At 73.7% G+C, this 13,590-nt stretch carries 13 protein-coding genes; 4 read left to right on the forward strand and 9 right to left on the reverse strand.

The genetic code is table 11. From position 1 onward, the window contains the following. Window positions 1–212: 212 nt before the first annotated feature. Window positions 213–680 (reverse strand): hypothetical protein, encoded by a 468-nt coding sequence (locus ACIRQF_RS03455; RefSeq protein WP_404088430.1) that lies wholly within the window; start codon window positions 678–680, stop codon window positions 213–215. A 175-nt stretch (window positions 681–855) separates the two neighbouring features. Between ACIRQF_RS03455 and ACIRQF_RS03460 the strand changes: the two genes are divergently transcribed. The 4 genes from ACIRQF_RS03460 to ACIRQF_RS03475 all read left to right on the forward strand — a co-directional run bounded on the left by ACIRQF_RS03460 (window position 856) and on the right by ACIRQF_RS03475 (window position 5,167). Further along, window positions 856–2,082 (forward strand): sensor histidine kinase, encoded by a 1,227-nt coding sequence (locus ACIRQF_RS03460; RefSeq protein WP_404088432.1) that lies wholly within the window; start codon window positions 856–858, stop codon window positions 2,080–2,082. Window positions 2,083–2,090: 8 nt separating this feature from the next. Next, window positions 2,091–2,729, forward strand: a complete 639-nt coding sequence (locus tag ACIRQF_RS03465; protein WP_376628468.1) for a response regulator — start codon at window positions 2,091–2,093, stop codon at window positions 2,727–2,729. Between the two features lie 146 nt (window positions 2,730–2,875). Further along, the gene (locus tag ACIRQF_RS03470) at window positions 2,876–3,274 is read left to right on the forward strand and encodes a molybdopterin-binding protein (protein WP_389757292.1); all 399 of its coding nucleotides are present in this window, start codon (window positions 2,876–2,878) and stop codon (window positions 3,272–3,274) included. Between the two features lie 375 nt (window positions 3,275–3,649). Further along, window positions 3,650–5,167 (forward strand): MFS transporter, encoded by a 1,518-nt coding sequence (locus ACIRQF_RS03475; RefSeq protein WP_404088434.1) that lies wholly within the window; start codon window positions 3,650–3,652, stop codon window positions 5,165–5,167. A gap of 298 nt (window positions 5,168–5,465) precedes the next feature. Here the strand turns inward: ACIRQF_RS03475 and ACIRQF_RS03480 are convergent, their stop codons facing one another. The 8 genes from ACIRQF_RS03480 to ACIRQF_RS03515 all read right to left on the reverse strand — a co-directional run bounded on the left by ACIRQF_RS03480 (window position 5,466) and on the right by ACIRQF_RS03515 (window position 13,565). Further along, a complete protein-coding gene (locus ACIRQF_RS03480; protein WP_404088436.1) occupies window positions 5,466–6,302 on the reverse strand; it encodes an alpha/beta fold hydrolase in 837 nt (278 codons plus the stop codon). A gap of 337 nt (window positions 6,303–6,639) precedes the next feature. Next, window positions 6,640–7,365: an alpha/beta fold hydrolase gene (locus ACIRQF_RS03485; RefSeq protein ID WP_404088438.1), complete on the reverse strand. Its 726-nt coding sequence runs from the start codon at window positions 7,363–7,365 to the stop codon at window positions 6,640–6,642. 59 nt (window positions 7,366–7,424) lie between these two features. After that, window positions 7,425–7,739: a GNAT family N-acetyltransferase gene (locus ACIRQF_RS03490; RefSeq protein WP_376628316.1), complete on the reverse strand. Its 315-nt coding sequence runs from the start codon at window positions 7,737–7,739 to the stop codon at window positions 7,425–7,427. A gap of 55 nt (window positions 7,740–7,794) precedes the next feature. Then, window positions 7,795–8,529, reverse strand: coding sequence for a GPR1/FUN34/YaaH family transporter (locus ACIRQF_RS03495; protein WP_404088440.1), 735 nt, complete (start codon window positions 8,527–8,529; stop codon window positions 7,795–7,797). A gap of 15 nt (window positions 8,530–8,544) precedes the next feature. Next, window positions 8,545–10,410 carry an amidohydrolase gene (locus tag ACIRQF_RS03500; protein WP_404089504.1) on the reverse strand — a complete coding sequence of 622 codons (1,866 nt, stop codon included), beginning with the start codon at window positions 10,408–10,410 and terminating at the stop codon, window positions 8,545–8,547. 17 nt (window positions 10,411–10,427) lie between these two features. Beyond that, window positions 10,428–11,381, reverse strand: a complete 954-nt coding sequence (locus tag ACIRQF_RS03505; RefSeq protein ID WP_404088441.1) for an alpha/beta hydrolase — start codon at window positions 11,379–11,381, stop codon at window positions 10,428–10,430. Between the two features lie 148 nt (window positions 11,382–11,529). Continuing rightward, window positions 11,530–12,957 carry a dihydrolipoyl dehydrogenase family protein gene (locus ACIRQF_RS03510; RefSeq protein ID WP_376628322.1) on the reverse strand — a complete coding sequence of 476 codons (1,428 nt, stop codon included), beginning with the start codon at window positions 12,955–12,957 and terminating at the stop codon, window positions 11,530–11,532. Continuing rightward, window positions 12,957–13,565: a Dps family protein gene (locus ACIRQF_RS03515; protein ID WP_404088443.1), complete on the reverse strand. Its 609-nt coding sequence runs from the start codon at window positions 13,563–13,565 to the stop codon at window positions 12,957–12,959. Before ACIRQF_RS03515 ends, ACIRQF_RS03510 begins: the two co-directional genes overlap by 1 nt. Between the last annotated feature and the right edge of the window lie 25 nt (window positions 13,566–13,590).

Consider the following 13,590-nt stretch of genomic DNA (forward strand, 5'->3'; position numbering starts at 1 on the left):
CCGCGAAAGGGCGTAGCCGAACGGCAGTCGTCTCGTAACCGTGTAGGTCCGGGGCCCCCTGGCGGGTGTCCCGGACCGCGGGTGTAGCCGAACGGGTGGTCGAACCGACCGGGCCGAGCAGCCCGGCGGGTGTCCCGGACCGCGGGTGTAGCCGAACGGGTAGTCGAACCGACCGGGCCGGGCACCCCGGCCGGGGTCCCGGACCGCGTCCGTCACGCGCGGCGTTCCTCCGGACGCGCGCGTCCCACGGACCTGGCGAGCGTCAGGCACAGGGCCGCGAGGGGCAGTTCCGCGCCCACGGCCATGGCGAGGGCAACAGCCCTTTCCGCACCGGGACTCGCGGTGGCGAGGTCGATGCAGGCGTCGGCGGCGAGGAGCACGGCCGCGGCCACCGACGGGGCGCGGCAGGAGGGGTCGGCGTGCAGGACCCGGGTCCCCGCCGCCAGCAGCGCGGCCGCCTCCAGGGTGTCGAGCACGACCCAGCCCGCCGCTTCGGCGGGTGGCAGTGTGCCGGCCAGATAGCCGAGCCAAGGCAGCAGGGCCAGACCGGCCCCGATCAGGACGCGCCCCTGCAGGCGACGGATCCGGCCGACCGGTGCACAGCCTGCCCCGTGCCGGGGGGCGCGGCCGGCCCGGCCGTCCTCGTCGACGGATGCTGGGCGAACGGCGGTCAGGGTCATGGCGGGGCTGCCTTCCGGATCACGAACCCGGCTCTCGGGCTCGTGATCAACGCTCCGCTCTTCCGGGCCGGGAGTCAGTAACGCCCCTGTCCGGCTTGGGGTGGCACCAGCTACACCCCCCTCCCGGACACTCGCTTCATGGCGGCCCGTACGTCCGTGCGCCTACGGTTGGATCATGAACGTCCCGCCCAAGACCCGGCGTGCGCTGACCCGCGTGGCCCGTGACACGTCCTTCCTCGCCCTGGGGGTGCCGCTTCATCTCCTCATGGCCTGCGTGCTGTTCGCGGTCTTCGGCCTCGGGTGGGAGATCGTCGAGGGGCGGGACGACCAGGCGCCGGTGATCCTGGGCGTCGTGGTGGCCCTCGGGGCGGGCTGCCTTCCGCTCCTCACCGCGGCCCAGCGCCGGCGCTTCCGGCGGCTGCTCGGCGTGGACATACCCCGCCCGGAACGGCGGCGGCCGCGTCGGCGGATCGGCTACCACTGCGCCGTCGGGCCGCTGCTCGGCGGGCTGGAAGCGCTGGTGCTGTCGCTGCTCGTCACGGGACTCGCCGGCGCCACCGTGTACGCGTGGATCTGGGCGGTCCCCTGGCGTTGGCGCGTCGAGCACCCCGGCTACACCACCCAGGCGCTGTACGTCTCCGTGGCCGGCCTGGCCGCTCTCGCCGCGGTGCCCGCCCTCGCGGCGGCCCTGGTGCGGGCGGAGACCCACCTCGGCCCGGCGCTGCTCGGGCCCGACCCGAGCGAGGACCTGGCGCGACGGGTCGCCGATCTCACCGAGAGCCGCGCCGGAGCCGTGGACGCCGCCGACGCCGAACGGCGCCGCATCGAGCGGGACCTGCACGACGGGGCCCAACAGCGGCTCGTGTCACTGGCGTTGAACCTCGGGATCGCCAGGGCGACCCTGACCGACCTGCCGCCGGAGGTGCTCGTCGTGATCGACGCGGCCCACCGGGAGGCGAAGGAGGCGATCGAGGAGCTCAACGACCTCGTGCGCGGCCTGCACCCGTCCGTCCTCGACGAACTGGGCCTCGACGCCGCCCTGTCCGGCCTCGCGGCCCGGTCCCCGCTGCCCGTACGGCTCCGGGTGGACCTGCCGCCGCACCTGCCGCAGCGCGCGACGCCCGCCGTCGAGGCGGTGGCGTACTTCGTCGCCTCCGAGGCGCTGACGAACATCGCGAAGCACGCCAGGGAGGCCACCCGGGCGGATGTGACGGTGAGCCGGCTGGGCGCGATACTGCGGGTGGTGATCGCCGACGACGGAGTGGGCGGGGCCGATCCGTCCCGCGGAAGCGGCCTGAAGGGTCTCGCCCAGCGGGTGGGGTCCGTGGACGGGACCTTCCGGATGAGCAGTCCCACAGGGGGACCGACCGTGATCGATGTGGAGCTGCCGTGCACGACGTGAGACGCGCCGTGATCGCCGAGGATTCCGTACTGCTGCGGATCGGCCTGGTCAAGGTGCTGGAGATGGCGGGCTTCGAGGTCGCGGCCGAGGCCGGCGACGCGCCGGGCCTCCTTGCGGCGGTCGAGAAGCACCGGCCCGACCTGGCGGTGGTGGACGTCCGTATGCCGCCCGGCTTCACGGACGAGGGGGTCCGCGCGGCCCTCTCGATCCGCGAGAACAGCCCCGGGACGGCCGTGCTGCTGCTCTCCCAGTACGTCGAGGAGCGCTACGCGGCCGAGCTGCTCGCCACCAACACCAGCGGCGTGGGCTATCTGCTCAAGCAACGGGTCGCGGACGTCGAGGAGTTCATCGAGGCGCTGCGGCGCGTGACCCGCGGCGGCACCGCGCTCGACCCCCAGGTCGTGGCCCAGCTGCTGGTCCGCCGCCCCAGCGACCCGCTGGACCGGCTGACCCCCCGCGAACGCGAGGTCCTCGCGCTGATGGCCGAGGGCCGCTCCAACGCGGGTATCGCCGCCCAGCTCGTGGTCGGCGAGAGCGCGGTGGCGAAACACATCAACAGCATCCTCGCCAAACTGGACCTCCCCCAGACCGACGCCGACCACCGCCGCGTCCTGGCGGTGCTGCGCTTCCTGGGAGTGGCCGGCTGAGGGGCGCGTTCGCCCCGGCCGTCCCCCGGCGGAGTGCCGGAAGGCGATCCATTCGTGGACGTGGTGACCTCGTTCAGGAGGTCGAGAAGCGGCTCGACCGGCTGCGACCAGTCCGGACACCGGACTGGTTCATCTAGAGTGAGAACGTGCCGTCGTACAGCATGGGGCAGGCCGCGCAGCTGCTCGGAGTGAGTTCGGAGACCGTTCGCCGGTGGGCGGACGGCGGCAAGCTGGGCATGGAGCGGGACGGGGCCGGCAAGCGGGTGATCGAGGGCGTCGCCCTGGCACGCTTCGCACACGATCGGGGGGCGGGGCTCCACGCCGTTCCGGAGGACGGTGTCTCGACCTCCGTGCGCAACTCGTTCGTGGGGATCGTGACGGGCGTACGGGTCGACGACGTGGCCGCGCAGGTGGAGGTCCAGTCGGGCCCGCACCGGCTGGTGTCGCTGGTGACCCGCGAGGCCGTCGAGGAGCTGGGGCTGGACGTGGGCGTGACGGTGACCGCCCGGGTGAAGTCGACGAACGTGCACATCGACCTCCCCTGATCCCTCCGGGCGTCAGCGGCAGAGCAGGCTCCGCCCGGACCGTGGTCCCGCCGCTCCCGCGCAGGAGTTCGGCGGCCTGCCGGGCGGGCGGTTGGAAAGCCGACTCCGGTCGTCCCGACGCGTCGTCCCGCCCCTCCCCCGGCCGACCCCACCGGTCCCCCTCTCCCCTCTCCCCGCGGCCCCGGGGGCGCGGGGGCGCGGGCGGGGCGTCACAGGCCCCTGTGCGGGTGAACACGGTCCGCCGGACGGAGAGGCGAGCACAGGAAATCTCGGCGGCGCGCCTACGGTGCCCGGACCGGTGTGATGAAGGGTCGGAGGCTGTGTGACCATCGTGGATCTTCGTCGCGGACTCCCCCGGCACCTGCGGGCGAGCCGGTGAGCGGGGGCACCGGCGACGTCTCCCCGGCTGCGCCCGCCCGCGCGGGCGGCGGGGTGCTGGCGGCGACGTGCGTCTCCGCGTTCGTCGTGAACGCGAACACCTCGGCGGTCAGCATCCTCCTGCCGGCCATCAGCGAGGACACCGGCGCCTCCCTGGCGACGCTGCAGTGGGCCGTCACCGGCTACTCCCTGGTCGGTGCGGCCGTGATCGTCACCTCGGGCGCCCTGGGCGACATCTTCGGACGGCGGCGCATCTTCCTCTGCGGCCTGTTGCTGTTCGTGGCCTCGTGCGTGCTGATCGCGCTGGGCGACAGCGCCGGAGCCGTGATCGCCGGCCGCGCGGTCCAGGGCGCGGCCGGCTCGACGATCCTGGCCTGTGGGCTCAGTCTGCTGTCGGCGGGTTCCTCGGGCGAGGCCCAGATGCGGGCGGTGTCCCTGTGGGGCGCGGCCTCGGCTGCCGGCGCCGCGGCCGGGCCGCTGCTCGGCGGCGTGCTGGTCGACATCACCGGCTGGCAGGGGCTGTTCTGGATCGACGCGGGGATCGCGGTCGCCTGCGTGCCGCTGACGCTGCGGGCCGTTCCGGAGTCCCGCGACCCGTCACGTCCCCGTTCCGTCGACCTCGCCGGTACGGCGCTGATCGCCGCCGTGCTCGTCCCGTTCGTCTTCGCGGTGACCGAGGGCGCGGACTGGGGCTGGCTCAGCGCCCCGACGCTGGTGTGCTTCGCGTGCTCGGTCGTGGCGCTGGTCGGCTTCGTCCTGGTAGAGAAGCGGGTCCGCACCCCTCTGATCGACCTGGCACTGCTGCGCAACAACATCCTGGTCGGTTCGAGCGTCGCCATCCTCGTGGTCGCCGGCTGCATCAACGCGATCATGTACATCTGCAGTCTGTACTTCCAGAACGCCGACGGCCTGGGGATGAGCCCTCTTCAAGCCGGTGTGGCCACGCTGCCCGCGGCGGCCGGCATCGTCGTGACCGCTCCCCTGATCACACGGTTCGTCGGCAAGGTGGGCGCGCGTGCCGTCATCGCGGGCGGCTTCGGGATCGCGACCGCCGCGTTCGCCGTCTTCGCCTTCGTCGACGCCTCCTGGGAGTACGCGACGTTCGTCGCGCCCCTGGTGGTGCTCGCCGTCGGACTGGGCCTGGCCAACGGCCCCTCGTCCTCCGTCGCCACCGCGTGCGTGACGAAGGAGCAGGTGGGCGCCGCCTCCGGGATCTCCAACATGGGCCGTTACGTCGGGGCGGCGGTCCTCACCGCCGTCACCGCGGCCCTCTTCGACTCGGTCTACAGCCACCACCACGCCGCCGGGGCCGCGACGGCGGACGCCCTCGCGGCGGGCTTCGCTCGCGCGGCCGTCGGCCTGGCCCTGTTCTGCGCGTTCGGCATCCTCCTGGCCCTGCTGGTCGGCCGCTTCCGTCCCGCGGGCCCGCCGACCGCCGCTCAGTACGCCGCGGCGGCCGCCGCCGGTGCGCATACCGTTCCGACCAGGCCGACGAACGGCGCCCCGGACTCGTAGCGGCCGGCCCACGTCAACTCGTCGCCCGTACTGCGGCCCTGATCGGACGGCGACCGGGGCGGGTTCGGACAGGGCCGCCGCGTGCGGGGCGTCCGGGAGCTCGACGGCGACGGCACTGGCGCGTCCGGCGCCGAGCGGAAGCGGCCGAATCGCCGGACCCCGGGCCGAGTGCGCGGCCGACGCGTCTGGTGTGTCTGGTGTGTCTGCGCTCCTGGAAGGGTTCCGCGGCTTGCGGTAGGGGCCGACGGGCCGGGGTGGCGCCGGGGGTCCGGCGGCACCCCGGCTCGTCGGCGGGGCCTTACTTCGCCAGGAAGGCGAGGAGCGCGGTGTTGACCTCCTCGGCGTGGGTCCACAGCAGGCCGTGCGGGGCGCCCTCGATCTCGACGTAGTCGGCGGAGGGAAGGGCCTTGTGGAAGGGGCGGGCGGTGCCCTCGGCCGGCAGGATGCGGTCGGCGGTGCCGTGGAGGATCAGGGCGGGCACGTCGATGGCCGGGATGTCGGCGCGGAAGTCGGTGTACCAGGTCGACGGCGCGGCGGAGGCGGCGAAGAAGCCGCCACCGGCCGCGGTGTCCCAGCTCTTGCGGACGGCCTCCTCGCTGATGCGGGTGCCCAGGTTCTCGTCGAGGTTGTAGAAGTCGTTGAAGAAGGCCGTGTAGTACGCGTAGCGGTCGGCCTTGACCGCGGCGACGACGCCGTCGAAGAACTCCTGCGGCGCGACGCCGTCCGGGTTGTCGTCGGTCTTGAGGAGGCAGGGCTCGAGCGAGGCGAGGAAGGCGACCTTGGAGACGCGGGCGGAGCCGTAGGTGGAGACGTAGCGGGCGACCTCGCCGGTGCCCATGGAGAAGCCGACGAGGACGGCGTCCCGCAGGTCGAGGGTCTCCATCACGGTGTTCAGGTCGGCCGCGAAGGTGTCGTAGTCGTAGCCGCTCGTCGGCTGGGAGGACTGTCCGAAGCCGCGGCGGTCGTAGGTGATGACCCGGTGGCCGGCGTCGAGCAGGGCGGCGGTCTGGCGCTCCCAGGAGTGGCCGTCGAGCGGGAAGCCGTGGATGAGGACGACCGGCCGGCCGGTACCGTGGTCCTCGTAGTACAGGTCGATGGTGGTGGAGTTCTCCTGGCCGACGGTGATGTACGGCATGGGTGTTCCTCGTTTCTCTCTGTTGTCTGGTCCGCGTGGCGGCGCGGTGCGGTACCCGTCACGCTAGGACCGAGTCGGTGTCTCTTCTTGTCCTGCGACGCACCGCTCCTTGCACGGGCGCGCAGTGTTCGCCCGGACGCGGACCGGCTCGGGTTCGGCCTCGGACAGGACGAGCCGGGCCGGGCGAGCTCGGGTGTGCGCTCATCACGTCCGTGGCGGCCCTACCGGGCAGCCGGACCGCCTCGTGGGCGCCGGGTTCGGCGCCCTTCGGCAGGTGCGGGGCCGCGTCGACGGGGGTCCGGCCCGTGGGGACGGGCCGGGGCCGGCGGTCTCCCGGTCAGGCGGCCGTGGACCGGACGGCCTCCAGGATCAGTTCCGCCACGGCCATCGGCCGGGCGAGCATGACCAGGTGCGAGGAGTCGACCTCGACGGTGGTCATGCCGGCGCGCCGGTAACCGTAGCGCTCCACCTCGGGGTTGATCGTCCGGTCGGCACCGGCGACCAGGCCCCACGAGGGCTTGGTCCGCCACGCCGCGACCGGCGCCGCCTCCGAGAAGGCCCGTGCGGCCAGGGGACGCTGGGAGACGGCGAGCACCGCGGCGAGCCCGGGCTCGACGTCCGCCGCGAACAGCTCCGGGAAGCGGTCGACCGCCACCGAGACGTCCGTGCCCGGATCCTCGGAGCCGACCGCGGGGAAGGGGGTGTAGCGCAGCGCGTCGGCGAGGCCGGAGTCGGGGAAGCGGCCCTGCAGCTCACCCAGGCTCTCGCCCTCCTCCAGCGCGTATCCGGCCAGGTACACCAGCGCCCGGACGTTCTCCTCCGCGCCGGCGACGGTGATGACGGCACCGCCGTAGGAGTGCCCCACGAGAACCACGGGGCCGTCCACGGCACGTATCACCGAGGAGATGTACGCGGCGTCGTCGACGAGACCACGGTTGGGTACCGCCGGGGCCACCACCTCCAGGCCGGCCGCGGTCAGTTCGGGGATGACACGGGCGTAGCCGGAGGCGTCGGCGAAGGCGCCGTGGACGAGTACGACGGTGGGACGGGGGGTCGGGGACACGGGGAACTCCTCGGTGCGGGGCGGGGCGGGGTGCGGCGGACGCGGGCCGGTGGTGCGGGTCACAGTCCGAAGCGGGCCCGGCGGGCCTCGGGCACCAGGTCGGCGTACTCGGGGTGCTTGCGGATCCACGCCCGGATGAAGGGGCAGTACGGCAGGACCTGCAGCCCCCGGGCCCGGGCGTCGTCGAGGGCGCCGCGGGCCAGCAGCCCGCCCAGGCCCCGGCCGGCGAACCGGGGATCGGTCTCGGTGTGGATGAAGGCGATCTCGTCCTCCGAGAGGAAGTACTCGGCGAATCCCGCCGTCTCGTCGCCGTCGTCCCCGGCGAGGATCTCGTATCGGGACTTCTCGGGTCGGTCCGTCACCTGCGGTTCCATGGGTGCTCCTGTGCGTTCGCGGTGTGGTCGCGGCGGTAGGGGTACGAGGGTGTGGTCAGAGGGTGCGGCGCACACCCGCCTGGCGTTCCAGGTTGCGGAGCTGGACGCCCAGGTCGCCCTCGACGGCGGTGTGGGCGGGGCCGCTGCGCCCGATGGGCAGCACCTCCTCGCTGCGCATGTCCTCCAGCATCAGGGCGAAGGCCGCGTACATCGCGACGAGCGCCACGAGGATGCCGAGGGCGCCGGAGGTGCGGGTGAGCCATTCGGCGCCGGTGAGCCCCGAGAGGCCGGTGGTCGCCCAGCGGGGCAGGGAGACGACCAACACGAACCACAGCGCGCGCTTGGGCCGGGTCACCGCGGTCATCAGCGCGCCGAAGCAGAGGAGCGCGAGGTTGAAGACGCCGAGCACGCGGAGGCCGTCGGCGGCGCCGCTGAACAGCACGAGCGCGTAGGCCGCCCAGCTGCCGGCGAACACGGCCATGAGCGTCGCCGCGATCACGTCACGGGCGCCGAAGGCCAGGAAACTCACCAGGAGTTGCAGGGCGAAGGCGGGCAGGACGCAGAGGGCCACGGCGGCACGGGCCTCGGCGTCGAAGACCCCGAGTTGCAGGCATGCCGTCATCACCGACGCGATCGCCACCGTGAAGAAACCCAGGGGCATGGGCGAGGCGATGGGGCGCAGGTTGATCCGGGTCATCGACCGGAGGTCCGGTTCGAAGCGACGCCCCGGAGGCGCCTCCGCCAGGCCTGCCGGTGCGGCGTCGCCGTCGGCGGGGGAGGTGGTACTCATCGTGGGATCTTCCGTTCAGTGCGTGAAACAGGGGTCGACGAACGAGGGCGGCGTCCCGGGTGCGGCGCCCCTGGCGACCCGCCAACGCTGGTACTGCTCCGACTCGGCGACCGCCTCGGCGACGCGGGAGGCCTGGTCGGCACCCCGCTGGTAGCCGCCGAAGTGGGCGACCGGGCTCCACTCCGGGGTGACCGGGGGAACGGCCTCGTCGAGTCCCTCGTACTCCGCGCTCGCGTAGACGATGCGGCCGCCGACGACGGTGAGGACGGCCTCGATGTCGGGGATGGCGTCCTCGGGCACGGTGAGGTAGTCATCGGACAGGATCGCGAGGTCCCCGTAACAGCCCTCGCGCAGCGTTCCCTTGACGTCCTGTTCGCCGGTTAGGCGCGCGCCGCCCCGGGTGTAGAGGCCGAGGGCGGTCTCCCTGTCGATCAGGCTCCCGGCCGGGTCGAGCGCGGTGCCGCCGACGGTGCGTCCGGTCACCAGCCAGTGGAGCGCGACCCACGGGTTGTACGAGGAGACGCGGGTGGCGTCGGTGCCGGCGGCGACGGTCAGCCCCCGGTCGAGCATGGCGCGCACCGGCGGGGTGTGGGCGGCGGCCTCGGCGCCGTAGCGGTCGCGGAACGCGGTGCCCTGGAAGGACATGCGGTTCTGGACGGACAGGGCGCCGCCGAGGGCCGCGATCCGGTCGAGGCTGTCGGCCGAGACGGTCTCCGCGTGGTCGAAGAGCCAGCGGTTGCCGCCGGGGAACAGTCCCTCCGCCGCGAGCTTCTCGAAGACGGCCAGGTCGCGCCGGATCGTCTCGTCGTAGGTCGCGTGGAGCCGGAAGCCCCAGCCGTTCTCGAGCAGCAGCCGGACGGCGCTCTCGAACTCGGTCTCGTACCCGGCGGCGAGTTCGGGGCGCGGCTCGGAGAAGTTCTCGAAGTCGGCGGCGGCCCAGGTCAGGTTCTCGCCCGCACCGTTCAGCCGGAGCCACTCGTCGCCGTCCCCGGGCCGGACCGTCTCCGTCCAGCGCTTCAGGTCGGCGAGCTCCTGCCCGGCCGTCTGCGGGAAGAGGTGGTAGGCGATCCGCAGGGTCAGCTCCCCCGACCGGGCGAGAGCGACGACCGTCGCGTAGTCGTCGGGGAAGTTCTGGAACCCGCCGGCGGCGTCGACCGCGGACGTGAGGCCGAAGCGGTTCAGTTCGCGCAGGAAATGCCGTGTCGACGTGCGCTTGCCGGCCTCGTCGAGGGCCGGCGCCTTGGCGAGGGTCGAGTAGAGGACGAGCGCGCCGGGCGCCGCGAGGAGGACGCCGTTGGGTTCGCCGTCCCTGCCCCGGACGATCTGGCCGCCCCGGGGGTCGGGGGTGTCCCGGGTGAATCCGGCGGCCCTGACCGCGGCGCGGTTCATCAGGGCCGACTGGTAGAGGTGCAGGACGAAGACCGGGGTGTCGGGAGCGGCGGCGTTCAGCTCGGCGACGGTCGGCATCCTGCGCTCGGCGAACTGTTCGGCGGTCCAGCCGCCGACGACGCGGATCCACTGCCCCCTGGGGGTGCGGCCGGCCTGCTCGCGCAGCATGGCCAGGGCGTGGCGGAGGCTGCGCACGCCGTCCCAGCGCAGCTCCAGGACGTAGTTCAGGCCGCCTCGGATGACGTGCAGATGGGAGTCGTTGAGGCCGGGGATCACCCGGCGCCCGAGCGCGTCGACGACCTTGGTCCGCGGCCCGACGAGGTGGGCGAGGTCGTGGTCGTCGCCGAGGGCCGCGACCCGGCCGTCGCGGATGGCGACGGCACGGGCCTCGGGCCGGGCGGCGTCACCGGTGAACACCTTGGCGTTGCGGACGAGGAGGTCGGCCTGGGCGGGTTCCCGCCGCGGGGCGGGAACGAGGCCCGCCACGGGCATGCTGGTGGACGCCCCGGTCACGCGAGGGCCTTGCGCAGGGTGTCGACGGCGACGCCGATGGCGAGTTCGGCGGCCTGCGTCTCGCGCAGGGCGTTCAGCATGACGAAGTCGTGGATGGTCCCCTGGACGCGGAGGGCGGTGACGGGGACGCCGGCGGCACGGAGCTTGGCCGCGTAGGCCTCGCCCTCGTCGCGCAGGACGTCGGCCTCGGCGGTGACGACCAGGGCCGGCGGCAGGCCGGCCAGCTGCTCGGTGGCGGCGCGCAGCGGCGAGGCGGTGATCTGGGCCCGCTCGGCCTCCTCGGTCGTGTACTGGTCCCAGAACCACTTCATGGCGTCGCGGCGCAGGAAGTGGCCCTCGGCGAACAGGCGGTAGGAGTCGGTGTCGAAGCGCGCGTCGGTGACCGGGTAGAAGAGCACCTGGTGGGCGAGGCGGACGTCGCCGCGCTGCTTGGCCATGAGGGTGAGGGCCGCGGTCATGTTGCCGCCGACGGAGTCGCCGGCGACGGCGATCCGGGTGCCGTCGAGGTCCTTGTGCCGGCCGTCGCGGGCGATCCACTGGGCGACGGCGTAGTTCTGCTCGATCGCGACGGGGTAGCGGGCCTCGGGCGAGAGGTCGTACTCGGGGAAGACCACGGCCGCCCCGGTACCGACGGCGAGTTCGCGGACGAGCCGGTCGTGGGTGTGGGCGTTGCCGAAGACCCAGCCCGCGCCGTGGATGTAGAGGACGACGGGCAGGACGCCGGTGGCTCCGCGAGGGCGGACGATCCGGACGCGGACGTCGCCGGTCGGGCCGCCCTGGACGGTGGTCCACTCCTCGTCGACGTCGGGCAGGGTGACCCCTTCGCCGTTCTGCACGTCGTCGACGGCCTTGCGGCCGTCGGCCACGGGGATCTGGTAGAGGAACGGCGGCTGGGCGGTGGCGTCGGCGAAGGCCTGGGCGGCGGGTTCGAGGGTCGGACGGTTCGTCATGAGGGGTTCTTCCTTTCAGGAATGCAAGACGGCCAAAAGAGACACGATGGACAGGCGAACGGTGGAGTAGTGGCAGGACGACCGGTCGGGGACGGTGCGGTCCCGGCGCACGGGCCGGCGGGTACGGCCCGGGCGGGCGGGGCTCGCCTCAGAGCCCGTACGCCTCCAGGAGCCGCAGCCAGATCTCGCTCACCGTCGGGAAGGCGGGCACGGCGTGCCACAGGCGCTCCAGCGGGACCTCGCCCACGACGGCGACGGTGGCCGTGTGGACGAGTTCGGTCGCCAGGGGGCCGGTGAGGGTGCAGCCGACCACGACACCCCGGCTCTCGTCGACTACGAGCTTGGCGTGGCCGCGGTAGTCGTCCGCGTACAGCGCGGCCCCGGCGACGTCGTCGACGCGGTACTCCACCGCGCGTACCGCGATTCCCGCCTCGCGTGCCGCACGCTCCGTGAGACCGACGCTCGCGACCTCGGGAGAGGTGAAGACCGCCTGCGGCACCGCGAAGCGGTCCGCCTCCGCACTCCAGGCCTGCCCTCCGCCGGGGACGGCCGGGCGGCCGGCGGCCCGCTCGGCGATCGCCGCGGCGCAGGCGCGGGCCTGGTACTTGGCCATGTGGGTCAGCGGCGCCCGGTGGTTCACGTCGCCGACGGCGTAGAGCCAGGTGCCGTCGAGGGCCGTGACCCGGCAGGTGTCGTCGACCGGGAGCCAGTGGCCGGCCCGCACCCCGACGGAGTCCAGGCCGAGGTCAGCGGTGCGCGGGCGGCGGCCGACGGCCACGAGGAGCTCGTCGCAGACGAGGGTGGCACCGTCGTCGGTGTCCACGGTGACGGTCCGGGTCGTCGCGTCACGGGCGACCCGGGTGGCCGAGACCCCGAAGCGGATCGTGACACCCAGCCCCGTGAGGCCCCGGGTGACCTCCTCGCCGACGCACGGCTCCCAGTCCGTCAACAAGGCCTGGTCGCGGACGAGCAGGGTGACGGCGGCGCCGAGCGAGCGCCACGCGGTGGCCATCTCGCAGGCCACCACTCCCCCGCCGACGACGACGAGCCGTTCGGGCACCGCATCGGCCGTGGTGGCCTGCCGGCTGGTCCACACGTCGATCCGGTCCAGGCCCTCGACCGGAGGCAGTACGGGTTCCGTGCCGGTGCTCAGCACGACCGCGTGCCGGGCCCGCAGGGTGCGGACCGTTCCGTCGGCGCCGGTCACCTCCACCCGGCGCTCGCCGGCGAGGCGTCCGTGGCCCCGTTCGAGAGCGACGCCGGCGCCGTCGAGCCAGTCGGCCTGACCGGTGTCGTCACCGCGGCCGGTGAAACGGTCGCGGCGCGCCAGGACCTGTGCCGCGTCGAGGGCTCCGGTGACGGACTGCCGGGCCCCGCCGACCGCCCGGGCCGCCGCTCGGGCCGCCCCGGGCCGCAGCAGGGCCTTGCTGGGCACACAGGCACGGTAGGAGCACTCGCCGCCGACCTCCTCGGCCTCGACGACGACGGCGGTCAGTCCCGCGCGGACGAGCCGGTCGGCCACGACCTCGCCGCCCGGACCTCCGCCGATCACGACGACGTCGTACGCGGCGTCCATCAGCCGCGCACCAGCGGGGTGTCCACCAGGTGCTCGGCGAGGAACCACACCTGCGCCTCGCCGGTCCGGATGACGTCGGAGACGAGCAGGTCCGCACTGCCCTCGTCGCCCTCGGCGGAGAGCCGGGCGGCGGCGTCCCGTGCGTCGATCAGGATCCGCTCGTGCGCGTCGAGGAGCCGCGACAGCATGACGGGGACCATCTCGACGCCGTCCGGCGGCCGCGGGATCGACGTGAGTTCGGCGACGTGGCGCGGGTCGCCGACGGCGACGCCGCCGAGGCTCTGGACCCGCTCGGCCAGCGCGTCGACGATGGCGAGCTGGGCTTCCGCGTGCTTGTCCAGCATGAGGTGGAGCGCGTAGAAGGTCGCCCCGCGCATGAGCCAGTGGTGCTTCTTGTAGAGGGAGTGGAGGATCTGCGTGTCGGCGAGGACGCGGTTCAGCCGCTGGCAGGCGTACATGCGGGTGTCGTGCCCGAGACCGATCGGCAGCTGCTTGAGCGTGCCGAACGCCTGGGTCTCGGCGCCCTTCTGGTGCAGCAGCGGCTGGCCGCCGCCGTGCGGGGCCGTGGTCGCGGGTCCGGTGCCGGACGGGGTGACTTCGGTGTCCATCGTGTGACTCCTGGTGGGAGGGGTG

The sequence above is a fragment of the Streptomyces sp. NPDC101191 genome, assembly GCF_044767915.1.
Classification (GTDB): domain Bacteria; phylum Actinomycetota; class Actinomycetes; order Streptomycetales; family Streptomycetaceae; genus Streptomyces.

What these genes read in the sequence shown, in the direction of transcription:
- ACIRQF_RS03455 (WP_404088430.1), bottom strand. Translation starts at nt 680, where the DNA reads ATGACCCTGACCGCCGTTCGCCCAGCATCCGTCGACGAGGACGGCCGG.
- ACIRQF_RS03460 (WP_404088432.1), top strand. Translation starts at nt 856, where the DNA reads ATGAACGTCCCGCCCAAGACCCGGCGTGCGCTGACCCGCGTGGCCCGT.
- ACIRQF_RS03480 (WP_404088436.1), bottom strand. Translation starts at nt 6,302, where the DNA reads ATGCCGTACATCACCGTCGGCCAGGAGAACTCCACCACCATCGACCTG.
- ACIRQF_RS03490 (WP_376628316.1), bottom strand. Translation starts at nt 7,739, where the DNA reads ATGGAACCGCAGGTGACGGACCGACCCGAGAAGTCCCGATACGAGATC.
- ACIRQF_RS03495 (WP_404088440.1), bottom strand. Translation starts at nt 8,529, where the DNA reads ATGAGTACCACCTCCCCCGCCGACGGCGACGCCGCACCGGCAGGCCTG.
- ACIRQF_RS03500 (WP_404089504.1), bottom strand. Translation starts at nt 10,410, where the DNA reads ATGCCCGTGGCGGGCCTCGTTCCCGCCCCGCGGCGGGAACCCGCCCAG.
- ACIRQF_RS03505 (WP_404088441.1), bottom strand. Translation starts at nt 11,381, where the DNA reads ATGACGAACCGTCCGACCCTCGAACCCGCCGCCCAGGCCTTCGCCGAC.
- ACIRQF_RS03510 (WP_376628322.1), bottom strand. Translation starts at nt 12,957, where the DNA reads ATGGACGCCGCGTACGACGTCGTCGTGATCGGCGGAGGTCCGGGCGGC.
- ACIRQF_RS03515 (WP_404088443.1), bottom strand. Translation starts at nt 13,565, where the DNA reads ATGGACACCGAAGTCACCCCGTCCGGCACCGGACCCGCGACCACGGCC.